The organism is Pseudidiomarina indica (assembly GCF_900104245.1).
In the GTDB taxonomy this organism is placed as follows: Bacteria; Pseudomonadota; Gammaproteobacteria; order Enterobacterales; family Alteromonadaceae; genus Pseudidiomarina; species Pseudidiomarina indica.
In genome coordinates, this window is sequence record NZ_FMXN01000018.1 from 1 (window position 1) to 17,098 (window position 17,098).

General features: G+C 44.1%; 14 protein-coding genes and 2 pseudogenes. 4 read left to right on the plus strand and 12 right to left on the minus strand.

Features of this window, described 5'->3' with window-relative positions; genetic code table 11:
- A partial coding sequence (locus BLP64_RS10355; RefSeq protein WP_143001096.1) for a transposase occupies positions 1-238 on the minus strand: 238 nt, incomplete at its 3' end.
- Between the two features lie 160 nt (positions 239-398).
- On the opposite strand from BLP64_RS10355, the gene BLP64_RS10360 reads away from it, so the two are divergent.
- Together BLP64_RS10360 and BLP64_RS10365 are read left to right on the plus strand one after the other, a co-directional pair.
- Positions 399-1,928, plus strand: coding sequence for an ATP-binding protein (locus tag BLP64_RS10360; protein WP_199286066.1), 1,530 nt, complete (start codon positions 399-401; stop codon positions 1,926-1,928).
- Between the two features lie 524 nt (positions 1,929-2,452).
- The gene (locus tag BLP64_RS10365; protein WP_456107074.1) at positions 2,453-3,136 is read left to right on the plus strand and encodes a tyrosine-type recombinase/integrase; all 684 of its coding nucleotides are present in this window, start codon (positions 2,453-2,455) and stop codon (positions 3,134-3,136) included.
- 231 nt (positions 3,137-3,367) lie between these two features.
- Here the strand turns inward: BLP64_RS10365 and BLP64_RS10370 are convergent, their stop codons facing one another.
- From BLP64_RS10370 to BLP64_RS10405, 8 genes are all read right to left on the minus strand, one after another.
- Positions 3,368-4,597 carry a type II toxin-antitoxin system HipA family toxin gene (locus BLP64_RS10370; RefSeq protein ID WP_092593978.1) on the minus strand — a complete coding sequence of 410 codons (1,230 nt, stop codon included), beginning with the start codon at positions 4,595-4,597 and terminating at the stop codon, positions 3,368-3,370.
- Entirely contained in the window at positions 4,590-4,910 is a 321-nt protein-coding gene (locus BLP64_RS10375) for a helix-turn-helix domain-containing protein (protein ID WP_092593979.1), read from the minus strand. Before BLP64_RS10375 ends, BLP64_RS10370 begins: the two co-directional genes overlap by 8 nt.
- A gap of 405 nt (positions 4,911-5,315) precedes the next feature.
- Positions 5,316-5,531 (minus strand): hypothetical protein, encoded by a 216-nt coding sequence (locus tag BLP64_RS10380; RefSeq protein ID WP_199286067.1) that lies wholly within the window; start codon positions 5,529-5,531, stop codon positions 5,316-5,318.
- Positions 5,525-5,722, minus strand: a complete 198-nt coding sequence (locus BLP64_RS10930; protein ID WP_233340154.1) for a hypothetical protein — start codon at positions 5,720-5,722, stop codon at positions 5,525-5,527. Before BLP64_RS10930 ends, BLP64_RS10380 begins: the two co-directional genes overlap by 7 nt.
- A 156-nt stretch (positions 5,723-5,878) precedes the next feature.
- Positions 5,879-7,120: a restriction endonuclease subunit S gene (locus BLP64_RS10390; RefSeq protein WP_092593980.1), complete on the minus strand. Its 1,242-nt coding sequence runs from the start codon at positions 7,118-7,120 to the stop codon at positions 5,879-5,881.
- Positions 7,113-8,747, minus strand: a complete 1,635-nt coding sequence (locus BLP64_RS10395; RefSeq protein ID WP_092593981.1) for an HsdM family class I SAM-dependent methyltransferase — start codon at positions 8,745-8,747, stop codon at positions 7,113-7,115. Before BLP64_RS10395 ends, BLP64_RS10390 begins: the two co-directional genes overlap by 8 nt.
- A 33-nt stretch (positions 8,748-8,780) precedes the next feature.
- Positions 8,781-11,912 (minus strand): type I restriction endonuclease subunit R, encoded by a 3,132-nt coding sequence (locus BLP64_RS10400; RefSeq protein WP_199286068.1) that lies wholly within the window; start codon positions 11,910-11,912, stop codon positions 8,781-8,783.
- A gap of 311 nt (positions 11,913-12,223) precedes the next feature.
- Positions 12,224-12,430 (minus strand): helix-turn-helix transcriptional regulator, encoded by a 207-nt coding sequence (locus tag BLP64_RS10405; protein WP_092593983.1) that lies wholly within the window; start codon positions 12,428-12,430, stop codon positions 12,224-12,226.
- Positions 12,431-12,796: 366 nt separating this feature from the next.
- On the opposite strand from BLP64_RS10405, the pseudogene BLP64_RS10410 reads away from it, so the two are divergent.
- Positions 12,797-13,036, plus strand: a pseudogene (locus tag BLP64_RS10410) (tyrosine-type recombinase/integrase); the annotation flags it as partial.
- A gap of 27 nt (positions 13,037-13,063) precedes the next feature.
- On the opposite strand, the gene BLP64_RS10415 reads toward BLP64_RS10410, so the two are convergent.
- The 3 genes and pseudogenes from BLP64_RS10415 to BLP64_RS10840 all read right to left on the minus strand — a co-directional run.
- On the minus strand, positions 13,064-14,518 hold the full coding sequence (locus BLP64_RS10415; protein WP_143001097.1) for a hypothetical protein: 1,455 nt from the start codon (positions 14,516-14,518) through the stop codon (positions 13,064-13,066).
- Between the two features lie 82 nt (positions 14,519-14,600).
- The gene (locus BLP64_RS10420; RefSeq protein ID WP_143001098.1) at positions 14,601-15,923 is read right to left on the minus strand and encodes a hypothetical protein; all 1,323 of its coding nucleotides are present in this window, start codon (positions 15,921-15,923) and stop codon (positions 14,601-14,603) included.
- Positions 15,924-16,194: 271 nt separating this feature from the next.
- Positions 16,195-16,704: pseudogene (locus BLP64_RS10840) on the minus strand (inovirus Gp2 family protein); the annotation flags it as partial.
- 72 nt (positions 16,705-16,776) lie between these two features.
- On the opposite strand from BLP64_RS10840, the gene BLP64_RS10430 reads away from it, so the two are divergent.
- Positions 16,777-17,098 (plus strand): transposase (locus BLP64_RS10430; protein WP_176754973.1); only part of this gene is annotated, 322 nt, incomplete at its 3' end.

A 17,098-nucleotide genomic window follows, 5' to 3' on the forward strand; every position in this document is an offset into this window, starting at 1 on the left:
GGATCTCAGCTTTAAGTCGCTCTTCGGCATACATTTTCTTGAGGCGTTTATTTTCGTCCTCAAGCTCTTTGAGACGCTTCATCATCGATGCGTCCATGCCGCCAAACTTGGCGCGCCATTTATAAAATTGAGCTGAGCTCATGCCGTGTTCACGGCAAAGCTCTGGAACCGGTATACCGTTCTCGTTTTGTTTCAGAATCGCTAAGATCTGACTATCTGTGTATCGTGATTTGCGCATAGAAAACTCCTTCGTTTTAGTTTAACGGAATTTTCTACTTATAACTGCTCCGATTTTTCGGGGGGATTACAGTGAGAACTACCCTATTGGGCAGTTTGGTTCAATTATCAAAATCCATTTTGGTCACCGTTCTATTTATGGCTTAGTGAGCCGGCTGCGCATGAAGGCCGATTATCAGATAGAAAAGGGTTTGCCTGTTGCCTCTTCTGATGAACGTATTATTGAAGCAGATTTGTTTGGTGAGGGTGAATGGCGCAAGAAGGGAGAGGATGAATTTACCCTCGAGTTTGAGCGCGGTGTTGCCACTTACCCACTGCCACAGCAAACCATTTACCTGACACCCAAATCAGAGCTTAGGTTTATTTACGGTGACGCCAAAGGTGCCGTTATTCAACTTGGCGAGCATGTTGGATCAGGCGGTGCCCCTTGTTACGCAGAGCTTAACGAGTTGCTAGGCAAACATACTGCCATTCTTGGTTCCACCGGAGCCGGTAAATCAGGCACTGTTGCGGCAGTTATTCACAGTATTCTCGAACGTGGCCAGATAGCCAGTCATGAACACTGGCATCCGCAAATTATTATCCTCGACCCGCATAATGAATATGGTAAGGCGTTTCCAGCACACCGACGCTTATCGACAGATGAGGGATCACTGAAACTACCGTATTGGTTACTCGATTTAGAAGAGTCACTGAGCTTGTTTATCGGCAAGACTGAGTTTGCAGCAACGTCACAATCAAACATTGTTAAGAATGCTCTGATTGCTGCTCGTGAGGAAGCCGCTGAAAAATTAGGGCTTGATAGGAGCTTGCTGACAGTTGATTCACCAATCCCTTATGTTATCGGTGACAGTAGTGGGCTGGATAATTTTGGCAAAAAAGACGATGAGCTGTATACAGAAGGATTAATTGGAGCAATTAATCAGCAGCGACCATCAAATAAAGCTCAAAAAGATCACGAAGATTACAATAAAGTCATTCGAAAGATTGATTCCTTGCTAAAAGACGGCCGGCTCAAGTTTATGATGGAAAGTTGGGATGAAGCTGAAGATCCATTACCAACAATCGTCAATCAATTCTTAACGCAGCAAACCACAGTGCAAATTGTTGACTTGTCTGGTGTACCTAATGAAGTGGCTGGTGTAGCTAGCGCTGCCATCGCTAGAATCGTGTTTCAACTTAAAGTCTGGCAAACCGAGGCCGAACGGCAAAATAGTCCTGTACTTTTGGTGTGTGAAGAGGCACACCGATACGTACCAAATCGTGGTGAGGCACAGTATGAGGCTGCTCAATCTGCAGTTCGTCGAATTGCCAAGGAAGGCCGAAAGTATGGCGTAGGTCTATTATTAGTCTCGCAAAGGCCGAGTGAAGTTGAAGCGACTGTTCTGTCGCAATGTAATTCATGGATAGTACTTCGAATAACTAATGATGCCGACCGCGAGCATGTTCGCAGTGTGTTACCGGATTCGATGTCCGGCTTAACAAAAATGCTTTCAGGTTTAAGACGTCAGGAAGCTATCTTTGTTGGTCAAGCAGCCACGTTACCTACTAGAGTCATGATTCGAAGTTTGTCTGAGGATCAATTACCCAGATCAAATGACGTTGATTTTGACAAGGGCTGGCAAAGTGAGGCATTGACCATAGGCCAAATTAGCGCGGTAGTTCGGAAGTGGCGTTATCAAAGTAAATAAGAGCTATTTGTTGTATGAGCTGAATGGCGAATGTAAAAACAAACTAAGTATTCGGCTCGAAAATTGAATCTTATCAACAAAGCTGGGCGGGCTTGAATGGTGAGTCTTTTGTTCAGTCTTATTCAATAAGCATGCTGATAAATTAATAACTATTTGATTTAATATGATATTAAGAATTAATCAATAAGCAGATCCAAAACATCGAATAGTTTTTTTACCCGTCCAAGAATGTCTTAGAAGCCCTGTTATTTGCTTGTAAATACAGGGCTTTTTTATTTTCCCCGTCCAAATCGGTTTGCAGATGTCCGTTACCAACTACCTGTTTAGTGGTGGGCAGAATGGTGGGCAGTCCCCTCATTTTTGCTCAATAAGCATTTTGCGGTGAGCAAATTGGTGGGCAGTAAGTTACCCAATTTTCGCATTTAACTCGCCACCACAACAGGTTAGCTGCTGATTCAATAAGCAAATCGGTGGTGGGCAGCCATTATTGCCCCCTCCATTATTTCAGCAACTATGGAGTAAACATGGGAAAACTCACAGCAAAACAGGTTATTGCATACAGCAAAGCCGACCCCAAAAAATATTCAGATGGTGAAGGTCTATATTTTTGCGTCCGCAAACAAGGCTCGCCTTACTGGATGATCCGCTACACCACAGCCAAAGGACGACGAGAAGCAACCTTGGGGCAGTTTCCTTTAATGTCGTTGGCAGACGCTCGAATTGCCGCCGCATACTTTCGAAAGGAAGTACGTGACGGCATAGATCCTCTTCTAGAAAAACAGAAAATCGAGTTACCTGACATTGAAACCGTGGATCAACTGTTCCATGACTGGTATCGAACCGATCTGAGTCGACGACTAAAGCACCCCAAGATTCCGTATCGGGTTTACACCAAAGAGATAAGCCCAGTCATTGGCATTAAGTGTATTGCTGAGGTGACCGCACGCGATGTGCGCGAAGTATTGGAATGCATTCGAGAAAGTAATCGCCCTACCATTGCCAACGATACCTTGATGTACATGAAGCAGCTATTTCGACATGCGATAAAGCTCGACTTAACGCTGAACAACCCCGCCGCAGCCTTTACCGTGGACGATGCCGGTGGCGTGGAGTCCAGTAAAGACAGGATGCTTAGCAAAGAGGAAATTCACTACGCCTTTAGTGTGTTTCATACCCATATCAATAGCTTTGGCGCATTGACTCACTAAGAATCAAACCTAACAAGCCATTTGCTCACTTACCGTGGGCAGTTGGGACAATGGGGCAACACTTGATATGCCGAGCTTTAGAGGGTGAATAAGAGGAAATTACACTGCCCCAAGGAATGGGGCAATCGGGGCTTGGATTAACAAAATAAGCCACCAAACAGACTTCTCAAACACAGCTTTCAAGCCAATATGACTGACGCCTCTGCATTTCTGTACGCGTCGGTTCTCATTTTAGCGTAGCGGTATGCTTCGCAAATGTGTTTCGATTGCTTCAATCATCGACTTGGTAAGTGGTAAATGCGCTTTTTCTTTCGCCCAGATTTCATGAAAGCCTGCCACGGTTTGCTTGGCAGTATCTAATACCAATTTTTCTGGCAGCATGGCTTTAGCCGCTAGGTGTGATAATTCATCCAGCGTGAAATCACTGAATTTTTTGCTTCGGCTCACCTTCAGCGACGCACTATCATCGGGGATATAAGGAATGGTTGAGACAAAATCATAAGCAGGCGCAATCGATGCGGTGCGCTTGTCTTTGTAAATCACAGACCAATTCTTCAGATGCATATCCGCATTGCCAATTAGGGTATTGAACACCAATCGACGCGTAAATTCTGCAATGTCTTCGTCTTGACCTTCGATGCCGATAACCTGAGCAATATTGCGCATACTGGCTTTTTTGTATTTATCTTGAGGATAGACGCCAAACACTTGCGCAAAATCTTCAATATGTACGGCTTGATCACCTGCACGATCAAAGCGCTTGATCACAAACGCCTGAGCATTTTTAAAAGCATCGCCAAATTTACCAATACCATCTGGGATATTAGCAATCTGGTTAATCGGGAGTAGCTGCGTTTCTGGCACATCCATCCCCAACATGCGAGCCAGTTCCATCATCGAATATTCATTTTCTGGCACAGCGTCAAAGCGAGACGATGGCAATTTCACAATCCAAGAGCCACCTTGACCGGTTGCTGGAATAGTCAAACCACCGTTTGCCTGTTGTACGGCTGAAAACTTCAACTGTACACCCGCTAATGAAAAACGCATTGGAACATCTATTTTCGTTTCATCGTCAATGTCTTGATGCACATTAGGCGGCAGCGCTTCGCCATCAGCAGGTTCAACCGTGATCGCACCTGCTAAATCTTGTCCTAACACCCACAATAGAAAAAATTCCCGCGCTGGGTTCACTCCGGCACGCTCTGCCAGGTAATGACGCATGGTTTCTTCTGGCAAAAGGTTAGAGAAAAACGGAGTTAATTGGGTTTGGGTCGGTTTAAAGTTAGTCAGTAAGCCACCCAGTGCATCTTTAAAGCCCAGCCCTAACACGGGCCGTGATTCATCATGAATGTACGAATCCATAAAGGCAAAAAGCGTTCTGTCATTGCCCACGTTGGTGATCGTTGCTATGGGTTCGCCATAGAGCAACACGTTGAGCGTAGAAACATGATTAGTCATCGTCGTCTTCCCCTAACTGATATGCCGGTGACATCTGCTCAGCTTCATCGCTGATACCGTTAATACCTTGGCTGCTTCGAATGATCGACTTGATGGCAGGAACTGACTTTTTAGGCGCAACCAATAGCTCTAGATCGAGTACACGGGCAAGTGCAATTAAACTGGATATTCTTAAATCAACACCGCCAGACTCGATTTTCGAAATATGACTTTGCGGCACCCCCGAACGCGCGCTTAACTCTCTTTGGCTAAACCCCTTGCGTACCCGAGCTTCTCGAAGACTTTCTAGTATCTGCTCTGTTACATAGCTCATTTCGATACGCCTTAATGAATCAATTAGGAATAATTATATACAAAAACATATCATCGTAATCCCACAAACACAAGAATGATTAGCTATTATGTATCACCAAGTGCTTTTTGATATGCAACTATAGATAAAAAGAAAGCCAAAAACGAAAGGCCAACGTGATCAGCCACCAGATTAACCTAGCGCTGCTGCACCACCTTTGTGGACCGGAGAATGATGTGTGGATTAAAGCGAATTTTGGTGCCGTAATTCATTACGGTACCAAAAATTAGAAGCCTTAAAAACGAGTAACCCCTCGCGGGGCGCTGATCTAACGGGTAGCGGGAGGGGTGTTGTTGGTGCGATTTTAATATTAATAAAGCTGAATGGCCATCTATACGTACCATCTCGTGATGATCCACGAAATGGTTAGTAATCTTTAGCGGCTTCGATCGCTTCAAATATAGCTAATTTAACCGACTCCGGATAATCGTCGTCATAAAGTACTGAGCTGATGATCTGACGTAATAGATCCTTGTCGATCACGTTATCTGCAACCCAAACGACGATGTTTTCCATTTCTTTGGCAAAGCGCTTTACCACATAGTCAAAACCGTTTAATTCAAGGAAATAAGCGCCTAACACCAACGATGATCGCTTATTGCCATCATTAAAAGCATGGTTTTTATTAACACATCAAACTGTTGTCGAATCTCGTTTTTGGTTTTGTCTGCGGTTAACTTCTGTCCGTTAACCGTGATGCTCAGCTCAGGTGCCAGTTTATCGTTTTCTTTATGATGATCCTTTTCCGCGAGATCGATTCGCTTGGTATTCATCGACTAAAATGCTGTGGCGACTGAGCTCTTGCCAAAGCCATTTGGCGCAACTAAAAGATTGGGTTTGCAGGCTTTTAATTGCACCTTAAAGCACTCATGCGAAATGCCTTTGATGTTCCTTATCTCAATTTGGCTTATTGTCATCGCCAGTATTCCTTATTTTACTGTTACTTGGCCGTTCATTAGCATGGGGAGAAGCCAGTCTCGTAGCGAAGCTAGCTTTGTATTTTCTCGCTGATTTACAATCAGTTGCTTTAATATTGGTTCTAAATGTTGTCCGAGTTTTTCAGCGACTTTCAAGTTAAATGGTTGATAAAATCGCATCATCACGTTTGGATTTACACGCTTATGGCTATTTGATGTACCTGTCGCCGATTGAGTGCAATGCGCAATAAATTGCGGGGATGTTGCGATCATATACATAAAGTTTTTGATAGAGGCATTCGGACAACGCCAAACAACAAATTCAGTTGAGCAAATCTGTTCAGGCTCTGCCATTGCATACACAACCCTGTTAAACCAAGGGTTTAGTTTTGATACGAGCAAGTCGGTATCTTCAACAGTGAATTTGTTACTTCCAATAGTATCTCCCCGCTCAACACCGAAAGTATTTGTTGCATCAAATACGGGGATACTGAAATGCTTAAATAGTTTTTCGGGGTAGTCTGCGGGATTAATAGACTCGTTGCTTACTCCAGTAATTGAAGATAAAGGCGCAACCTCCCACCCCTCCGGTATTTCGCACTTTAGGGTTGGATTGTAGACCATTTTGCCGCCGGAGGTTTTGTAGGGTTTGCCCTGACCTTGTGGCGAGTCGTCGGGAAAGTCGAACTGCACAAACCAATAGTCGTACAAGGTTTTTGCCATAGCTTCCAGCTCGGCGTTGATGCGGTTATTGAGTTCGATTTTTTTGTCGATTGCTGCGACTATGCTAATAGCTACACTGGCTTTTTCATCGAAAGGCAATACCGGAAAATCTCTCAGTGCTCCAAGTGATAAAAATTTTTGGACAGCGCCACTAAGATACCTTTGAATATGTTTTCTAGCCGCGGGGCTTCTCAAATAATAATAAAGCCATTCAGCTCTCTTTTCATCCTTACATGAAAATACACCTATATTTTTTATAGCATAATTAATACTAGAACTTCTCTCTAAATAGACCTCACCAACGGTACCGATCATACTGAACAAAATATCCCATTGAGAAACTTTGCTACGCCTGTTGATACTCTCAAAATCTTCATTAGATATTAAATAAGCTTCCGAAATATTTAATGTATCACCATTCATGTGCTTTGATGTTACGAGGGGGTACCCAATATCGCTTTGCTTTGGGGTATCATGCGTACCATCAAATATTGAGTAACAGTAATCTGTTGCAGGGATCGTTTTACTCATACTTCAACCCCGCCAACTGCTTTTTGATCTCCGCTTCCAAATCACGTGACTGGCTAAACAGGCTATCTAAATTGCTGGAAAAGCCCTGCATCTTCTCGGCAAACTGCTCTGGGGTAATATCTACATATTCGATTTTGACATCAAAGTACTGGCCTGCACTTAATGAGTAATTTTTGGCTTCAATTTCGTCATAGCTCACCGCGACGGAAAAGTCTTCCACAGCTTCTTTAGCGTTAAAGACATCAATAATTTGTTGTTCTTCATCGGTGGTTAATACGGTTTTTTGGTTTTTACCGTCTTTAATTTTTTCACCCAAGTTTGAGGCATCTACCAATACCACATCACCATCGTTGCTGGCGTCGATAAATAGAATGGATACGTTAGTGCCGGTGGTGGCGAATATATTGGATGGCATGGAAACAACGCCCGCCAGCATTTTGTTTTTCACCAAATGTTCACGGATTTTTTTATCAATACCCGATTGCGCAGTAATAAAGCCGGTTGGTACTACAACAGCCGCTTTACCACTAGGTTTAAGCGAAGCAATGATGTGTTGTAAGAACAGTGAGTAAATTGCCATTTTATCTTTGGCTTTAGCTGGCGTTTTAGGAATGCCAGCAAAAAAGCGTTCTTTGTTTTCTTTGCTGTCTAGCTCATCCCTAAAGTCGCTGAAGTCGAGCTTAAATGGCGGGTTAGAAACAATATAGTCAAAGCGTTTTAGCTCTTTGCCGTCTTTATGGTAGGGGTGTAACACCGTATTACCTTGGATCACATTCGGGATAGAGTGAACTAAGTTGTTTAAGATCAGGTTTAAACGCAGCAGGTTGGATGATTTTTGTGAAATATCTTGCGTGTAAATGCTACAGCGGTTTTCACCAATGGCATGGGCCACGTTCATCAGCAACGTACCCGAACCCGCCGATGGGTCGTAACAACTGACATTGCGAACGCTGCCGCGTTGCGCTTTAGGCACTAGAATTTCCGCCATAATGCGTGCTACAGCATGAGGGGTGAAATACTCGGCGTATTTGCCGCCCGAGTTGCTGTTGTAGTCTTTGATCAGGTATTCAAAGATGGTGGCGTAAAAATCAAATTTCTGGGTAAAAATACGCTCGAAGCTAAACTCCACTAGTTTGTTGATAATGGCACGGCAAAAATCATCACGTTTGGAAGGGTCGGCGATAAATTCGCTTATACGATCAAACAGCACCACCTTGGCGCCGCCGTCGGTTTTTACGGCAAAAATATCGTTATTGCTAATGGCGATATCCATCAGGGTGTCGTCAAACAGCTTGGCAAAGTCGGGCGCGTTTTGTTGGCTAAATAGGTAGCTAATAAAGTGCTGCGGCTTTAACCGTGCGGTATCGCCGCCCATTTGCAGTTGCAGCATGTCGAGGTCGTCTTCACTCATGGCTGCCAGCGCTTCTTCCCACTTATCAGCCTTAGCGACGGTGTCGTCGAGCTTTTTTGCTTCAAAAGCGAACTTGTCGTTTAAAAACTTGTACAAAAACGTTTGGGTAATGATTTTAAATTCGTTACCGTCATTACCTAAACCATAGTTAGCACAGATGCTTTTTAAGCTATCGATTAATTCTTTGGTTTTTTGCTGAAATTCTAATTCAACCATTTGGTGTTTACTTCCTAATCAGTGTTACTCGCATTACCACGCTTGGCTGCCAGTATTAAATTCTTTTAAATATTCCGCGACGACGAGGTGGTTAATGTAACGTGAGGCGTCGGCGTTGAGTTTGATATTTTGTTCTTTCATAAAGCGACCAATGACCAGCGGCATCATTTGGCGCTCGAAGTAGCTTTCGTTATCCAGTACTTGGCTGTTGTTGAGCACTTGCTCGTCGGCATCTTGTTTTACACCCGCGAGTGCTTCAAAAATTTTACGCTCCGAGTCACTGATGTCGCTTTGGCTTTGCTGGCGCTCTTGTAGGCGTTTATGAATACGGGCGTATTTAGCATCGCCAAGATACTTTTGCCGCAGCTGGTTGTTTTGACGATTAAGCTCTTTGACGCGGTCGTGAATTTTATTCAGCGCGTCAATGTTGGCCACCATTTCATCTTGAGTCACTTCACTTAAGTTTTTCTTCTTAAACAGGCGCTCTAGCTCTTCTTTTAGGCTGATAAACTGCGGGTCTTGCTGGTCAAAATTACTGGCCAGCGCTTCACGCGTTTGACGCAGGGTATTCTTTAACTTATCGGCTAGCACCAATTCTTCTTCGCCAACTTTCACAAACTTGAAGATCACGTCTTCCAATGCCCGGTTCAGCAGATTACTGGTGTCTTGTCCGCTTTCTAAATCATTTTTAAGGTTTAGTAGATCCAGATGATTACTTGTTTCGCGGTACAGCACATTCAGCTTGGTAAAATCTAGCTCATCAAGAAAGTCATACTCGCCCTGTAAGCGAATCAAGTTGTACAAGCTGCGAGCATCAGCTAAGGCATTTTTAAGCGCTAATACAGTGTCGCGGTCCTGTATTTGGCTGATCTGATTGCAGAACTCCTCCATGTTATCGGTATCAAAGCGGAACAGCACGTCTTTGATATGCTCGATTTCTTGCTTGATTTCTTCCTGCGATTTGAACAGTTGTGAATAGTGCTCCATTTCATCGCCGAGCTCCGACTGCAACTCATCGAAATAGGCTTTGTTGGTGGCATCAAACTCTTTGCGAATATCAGCAAAATCGACCACATAGCCGTAGCGGAAGTCCTTATAGGTGCGGTTAACCCGTGTAAGTGCTTGCAACAGGTTGTGCTTACGGATGACCCGGCCCAGATAGAGTTTCTTCAGGCGTTTGGCGTCAAAGCCGGTGAGTAGCATGTTGTACACGAACAAGAAATCTATTTTGCCTGCCTTGAAGTCTTCGACCCAGTCTTTGCGTTCTTCTTTCGTGCCGATATCGTGCAAAATCAGCGCTGCGCTTTTTACTTTTTGTGAATGTTTAATTGAAACTACATAGTCGCTTGGAACCGGTTCGGCTGCCTCAAGTATTTCGTGTTCTTGAGCTCCAAATGTTTTTGGTAATATTGGCCACTTAGCATACACAGCGTTAAAAATTTCAAACATCTGCTTTGCTTGATCTGAGCTGTCGCAAATGACCATGCCACCAATCGTTGAATCGTTTAATGCGCCACGGCTTTTTTCAAAGTCACTGACAATATAGCTCAGCATGGGCTCAACAAAGCTTGGGTGGGCATAAATCAGCTTGCGGTCCACATCACCCATTTTCACTTCGGCTTCTTCAAGGGCTTTTTGAAGTTGTATCTTGTATTGGGTGCTGATCTCTTCACGAATTAGCCGCAAGGTGTAACCGTCAGCAATCGAGGCGTTGTAGTAGTACTTGTGGATGTAGTCGCCAAACAAGGCGCGTGAGTTGTAGTCGTCACCCAATAGCGGCGTACCAGTTAAGCCAATTTTGATCGCATTGTTGTCTGACTGACTTAAGTTGGCTAGAAAACTGCCTTTCGGATTATAGCTGCGATGCACTTCGTCCAGAAAATATACGCGCTGTATTGCTATGTTGTAGTCTTTAGTACTCACAACATCCGGATCATCTTGAAACTTCTGAATATTCACTACGGTGATTTCTGGCTTGCCCGAATGGTTATGGATTACCTGTGTGGCTTTGATATCCCGAGTAAAAGCATCACGAGAATTTATGGTATGCACGGTTAACCCACGTGCAGTAAATTCACGTTGTGCTTGTTGTAAAAGGTCCAAACGGTCAACGATAAAATAAAATTTTGGAATTACCTTTTGCTGCTGGAAATAGTCGGTTAAAAAACGGACATTATAGAAAGCTAGGGCAGTTTTCCCGCTACCTTGGGTATGCCAGATAATCCCTTTCTTGATTCCGTCATTTAGTTTTCGTTCGATGGCCTTGGTCGCGAACAACTGCGGGTAACGCATGATGTGCTTTTGTAGTCCGTCTGATTCAGACACATAGGTCAAAGCGTAACGCAAAATAAATGCCAAACGCTCACGACTGAGTAAGGAGGTACAGATGCGGTTGGTTGGGCGCTCAGGTTGTTTGTTCGTTTGAAACTCAGGGTTACTGCGAATCACTTCCAGATTGTTGTCTTTTAATACTTTTAGCTCGTCGGCGTCCGATACCGGTTTTAGTAAGGCTGTTAAGTTTAAAATTTCTTCTTCGCGGAAGTAGTTAAATACTGGTTTATGGTAAGAACTACTGGCGTAGAAGGCACCTTGCACAGGCTCCGGGTCGCCGTCGTCGTACTCCATGTTGTTAGAGAAAATCATAAACTGGGTGATGTTAGCAAAACGCTTGAACTTAGGGTTCTGAAAGCGCTTGTTGATGCGATCACGTTCAGCCAATATCCCTTCGCGGTTGTTGGGCTTCTTCACCTCAATAAATACTAGCGGCATGCCATTGATTAGCAGAGTGATGTCTGGACGAAACTCCTCGTCACCATTCTGGCACGTCAGCTCGGTGACAACATGGAAGGTGTTGTTACTAAAGTTTTCAAAATCGATTAGTTTAGTGTTTGAACGTTCAGACAGGCGCTCAAAAAACGCACGACCAAGGTCTTCGTTATCAAGTAGCAGTTTCACATCTTCGAATAAACGGCCGACTTCCGTTTCTTTAACACCAGGATTAATCTTACCTATAGCGGTTTTGAATAAATCCGGAAAAATATTGGTGTCGAGATCCCAGCTTTGTCCTTTGAGGGATAGATACTGATAACCTAGCCGCATTAGGTGCAATATGGCTGGTATTTTTACCCGGCTATCCTCATTGAATTTGTTGGTATTATAGGTCATGACATTCCCTTGATAACTAATCGTGTATACCATCTCCGATCGGTTACGATAAATCAATAAAATAACTGAGTTTCAGTATTCAGTCGTAACAGAAAAGATTAAATTTCTGAGGGTCGATTGGCCGTTATACGTTGGTAAACATATAGGTCGTTAGCGTTAATGTGAGAACTAAATTACACGGTCTATTCTGTCTAATTCTTGATCATACTCCCAGAACTCAACCCCATCAGGAACTTAATGCCCGTGAGTGCGTAAGTAGTATTCAAGCAGTGTTTCATTGCGTTTTTCTGAGGAGTCACAAAGTACAGCCATTAATTTCCTATCGCTAATTGCGCTGTTCCGTTCCGCTCCGCAATCCGCGCCCTAATCCAATCATCAATCTCCTCTTCAACCCACACTCGGCTGCGGCCAATGACCGTCACAGGCTTCGGGAATAGGTTCTCTACCGCGAGTTTGTAGATACTGGTTCTGCTGAGGGTCGTCTTTCTCTTTACTTCTTCCAGCTTAATCAGGCGCATGACGGTAATCCTTCGAATTGGCTTGTGTCATGCGATGGCGCAGAGCTGTAACTTTTTATTGTTTCGATGGACCAATGTGCTCGTCACGCTCCTGAGTTACTTGGTCACGCAGATTGTTTCCTTAGTGGCATAAACCGCAACGATGAGCCGAAGTTTGCCAAAATCTGAAGTTCACACGGACTTGAGGGTTTCAGGATGAAAGCAATGATTTCTGGAAGCTACGCAACGCTTCTATCCCAGTGCGTTTGGATGGCGACAAGCCATCAATTTTCAAACCTATATCACCCAGTGTGCATTCACGATTAAGAGGAATTTGTATGCACACTCAAACTTCCAACCAGCAACCGCTGGTCATTACGCAAAGAACCAAGACCGCTGAGCCGTCGATACGTCTCACTCGCTATTTCAATGATAGGCGAGGAGGTAGGGCTCGCGTTGGGTACGCACTCCATGCGCAAAACGCGGGGTTACCATTTGTACAAAAACACGAACGACCTCGCTCGAGTTATGAAGATGCTGCGCCACAGTTCAGAGGCTGTGACGCTGCGTTATATTGGCCTTACCCAAGAGGATGTTGATCGGGACTTTGTTGAGTTGGAGCTTTGAGGGGTAGGAGCGTGAAATTAAGCACGCTTACTTTTTTTCATTTTTAAATGTGTCTGGGCTTACTATGAATTCGTTTCGCTGCAGTTCATACTTAACTCGAACAGCTTGGACGGCTGCTCTAAGTTGTTTGAAAAACGGGCGTTCTTCTCCATTTCTAACGGGGTATCTATCTACATACTCTGCTAGAGCTTCTCCCCACTCAGCGCCTTTGAGAGAGGTTCCTCGTTGCGAGCGAACTTTATACATTTGCTCAAACTCTTTACCATTAGAAACTTCAGACCAGTCGGCCTCAATTAGAGTAGCCGGATCATAACCTCTGGTTCTATCTAACTCTGAAGCAATTTCAACTAGTTCTTGAATGTCGAAGTTAGCAAACTCGAAGTCAGGTTCATGTGCGGTAACATATCCACAAACACGTCCTTGAGCGATTTGTTGCCGGATGGTTTTAACATTCTGACTGACGTCTGTGTCAAAAGAAATGAAGCTAAAACGTCGCTGCGCAATATCGGCTGTTAAGCAATCCTTGAGCTTCATAGCGATGTTCTGCTTGTCGCTTTTAAGATTACCTTTTAGATCGACAACCTCGATATTTAATCTTTCGGGCGAGGGTATCATAGTACGAATTGCATAAAGTTCAGTTGCGCCCTCAACGTACCAGCGAACAACACTTCCAGTTAAAAGCCCAAAACTTTGTGATAAGTAACACCTGGTTAAGTAAGGGTCTTCGGAAGGACGCTCTGAGCCATATGCAAGTGTTCTGCTGCCTTCATGCCATATACCATGACTATAATCCTCTTCAAGCCACTTCTCTCCTCGGGCTTGCTCGAAGCCTAACCTAAGCAATTCTGCAATATGTCGGAACCATAGACCGGCGGCAATTGAGCCGCTTAGCTTCTTACGCTGCTCCCATCTTGAATGTCTGAGAAGCAGGTACAGGTCAGAGTTGTCATCCTTGTTCGAGGCGTCGATTTTAAGTGAGTGGTGGATCTCTCTCCACTGGGACGAATTGAGCTTGGAAATAAATTTTAAAACTTTCTCCTTATACGTTGCAACTGTCTCAAAGCGTGTATGCTCATTCGTAAGGCTAAAGCGAGTAAGTCCAGTGATTTGGGGCCAGAAAATTGGCTCAAGAGCGATGATTAGGTCGATTACCAGATTCCAAACTCTTGATTGTTCAGTTAACCAATCAGTTGGCTGCTCTCTGAACTGCAGTAATTTGTCTAGTGTGTGCAAGCGGAATGGATGGAAAAGTGGCTGAGAATCACAAGTGACGCCATCGGACTTTAGGAGTCCACGCTCATAAAACTCGCTTGGTTCACCTTTTACCACTCCTTTAACGGGAAGTTTCCATAGTCTCGCTTTACGGATGAATTTACTTTCACTCCAAAGATTGTTTTGAAGCAAGTGACTCCACTCGTTCGTGAACAGTGATTCGTACTCTTGTGAGTTGAACCATTGAAACTCCTCAATACTTAGCTTCAAATCAATGGTGTCCTTTGCTGAACTATCACGGCCATTTACCACTTCTAATGCAAATCACAAGGGTGAGTTAAGCTCCTACTCATTAGGAACAAGAGAATGCTCGTAGCGTATCTATAGGCTTTTCGCCATGGAAAAACACTCTCAAAGTAAATCCTTCTCCAAGGAAAATCTTATCTCCATTTTTCAAGATATATATGGCTTTACCTTGATATCTCCAAAGAAAGTTGCCGTTTCGCTGCAGTGCTTGAGTAGTCTCTTTTTTCGAAGCAAATCGTACATTGATGCCGTGAAGCTGGGCTAATCTGACTAGCTCTGGAACATTCAATCCAAGTGAAACGTGTTTGCGACCAAAGAGCAAATCAAATTTGAACTCATCCGGGATGGGTAAGGAGTAAATAGGCAGAGCTATAGGGTCAGTCATGCAGGCAATTAGCGACATTCTCGGGCAGTCCTCAGTCGCGGCCTGGCTTGAAAACCAGACTTCAAATGCCATTTGACCTGGCCTGCTAAACTTTCCTGCTTCGTAACAGCCTATGTAGAAGCAGTCTTGAACTAAAGCGATACCCCAGCCTCTCTCCATACATCTATCGTACGCTTCTAGTAGTTTCGGATACCAACTCCCAATATAACTTGAAGGAGTGGGAAGCACCACGTGTCTACCTGTTGCTGCATCAGTACCCTCGTCTTTTAGCAAGGTTTCGCTGACGTTTTCCATTCGCATCTTCTGTCTCAATGCTCGTTCAAACTGTTTTCTAAATTTCTCTGGTTTACTTTTCAACACCTCATTGCTGCTAAATTGCTCCTCAGCGCTTTGCCCTTGGTTGAGTAAACCTAAGATTTCCTGATTTACTTTACCTTCTTTAACCTCATAAATACTTATACCTTTGTTTGGCTGTCTGAGAAGAATATCACCAACTTGAATGAATGAGGTTAAATCAGTGATGAGGGCTATAGAGTCAGAGTATGTTGAATGAAGTTTTTCAGCAGCACTTATAACTGATTGAATATTCGATTCATAAAGAGAAGGGGATGGCTTTGCCATAAAGAAGCGCTTTGCATAAGCGAGTTCACTGCCTAGTAGCTGCCAAGCTATCGCATCCGCGACACCACGGTATGCAAAATATCGAACAGAACTCAATTCATCAGACTCATCTTGACACAGCAAGCGGTCAAGCATGCTTTCTTGAGCTTTACGCATACCCAAGTGAGTTAATCGGAAAAAATCTTCAATCAAAGACTCGTCAGGTAGCTCTTCCTGATATGGGTCGATTCTTGGCCAAAGGGGTTTTGAGTTTTGGCATGCGAGCTCATAGAGTTGCCGTAACTCGAACTCTAAAACACTAGGTAAAACCGAAGGGGTAAGCTTCTCTATGGGACTCAGCTTTTTTTTTCGCTTCTTTGGCATAGCTACATCCATGATAACCTGTATATGCGCTATCTTAGCACTCAACAACCTGAACCCAAAGTAGGCATGCTTAATCTCAGATAAAGCCCACACACGAGAGCTTACCTCGGAATCCACATTGTTTGGCAATAAGATTGATTTGTGACTTAGTTATTGGACGGATTTGCATGTCGTGCTTCATGTCAGGATTTACGTACCAAAAAGAGGCGGTGAAGTTCCGCCCCAAAGATTCATATATGTGAGTAATTGAATGTCGCTTTGGTCTGTCGAGTTAAATCTGACTCACACCAAACGACCGATACCGATTCCCATAGGTCTTGGCCTTTGCTTTTGCGAGGTAGCTGGCGCGGTAGAAGACGTCTTGAAATACCTGAGCAAAGTCTGGGCTTCCCTCCTGTAGATGGTAAAGCGGATTCTCCGGAAAATTTACTGTCCCGATGGCATTCCAATGGTCGAGTTTTAATGCGGAAGCCCAAGCGGTGTTAATCATTCCTGCAAGACCTTTATCGAAACTTTTGAAATTGCCAAGCTGAAAATAGGTGTCGCGGTTAACAAACAGCAACATGTGATAATGACCATTTGATTCATCTGTCTCCTCTCTACACCAAATAGACCGCAGACGTGTATCGTGGACTCTCGCGCCATTAGCTCGCCTTTGTCGGCAATCGACGTCAATACAATAGCGAAGCTTGCCGATGAATCTGGCTATAACGGAATTATCGGCATCACATTGATAAAATCGAGGGAACAATAAATCTATGCGAACTACGAGTGTCCGAGGGTGGTCGTTTAAGAGAGTGTAAAAATATCTGTGTAAATGGCATTCTTAACAATATCGAAGAAGGATATCAGAATGCCAATATCAGACAAACTCATCGATCAGCTGCTTGATGGCTGTGATTCTCCAGAAGACATCTTAGGCGAAACCGGCCTACTCAAACAGCTTACCAAGAAGGTGGCAGAGCGGGCGCTAGAAGCTGAAATGGAAGCCCATTTAGGCTACGCACCAAATGACTCAACCGGCAACAACAGCGGCAACTCTCGCAACGGCAAAACTAAGAAAACGGTTCGCAGCACCAACGGTGATATCGAACTGGATATCCCCCGCGACCGAAACGGTAGCTTTGAGCCCAAGCTGGTTCGCAAGGGCGAACGCCAACTTAACGGATTCGATG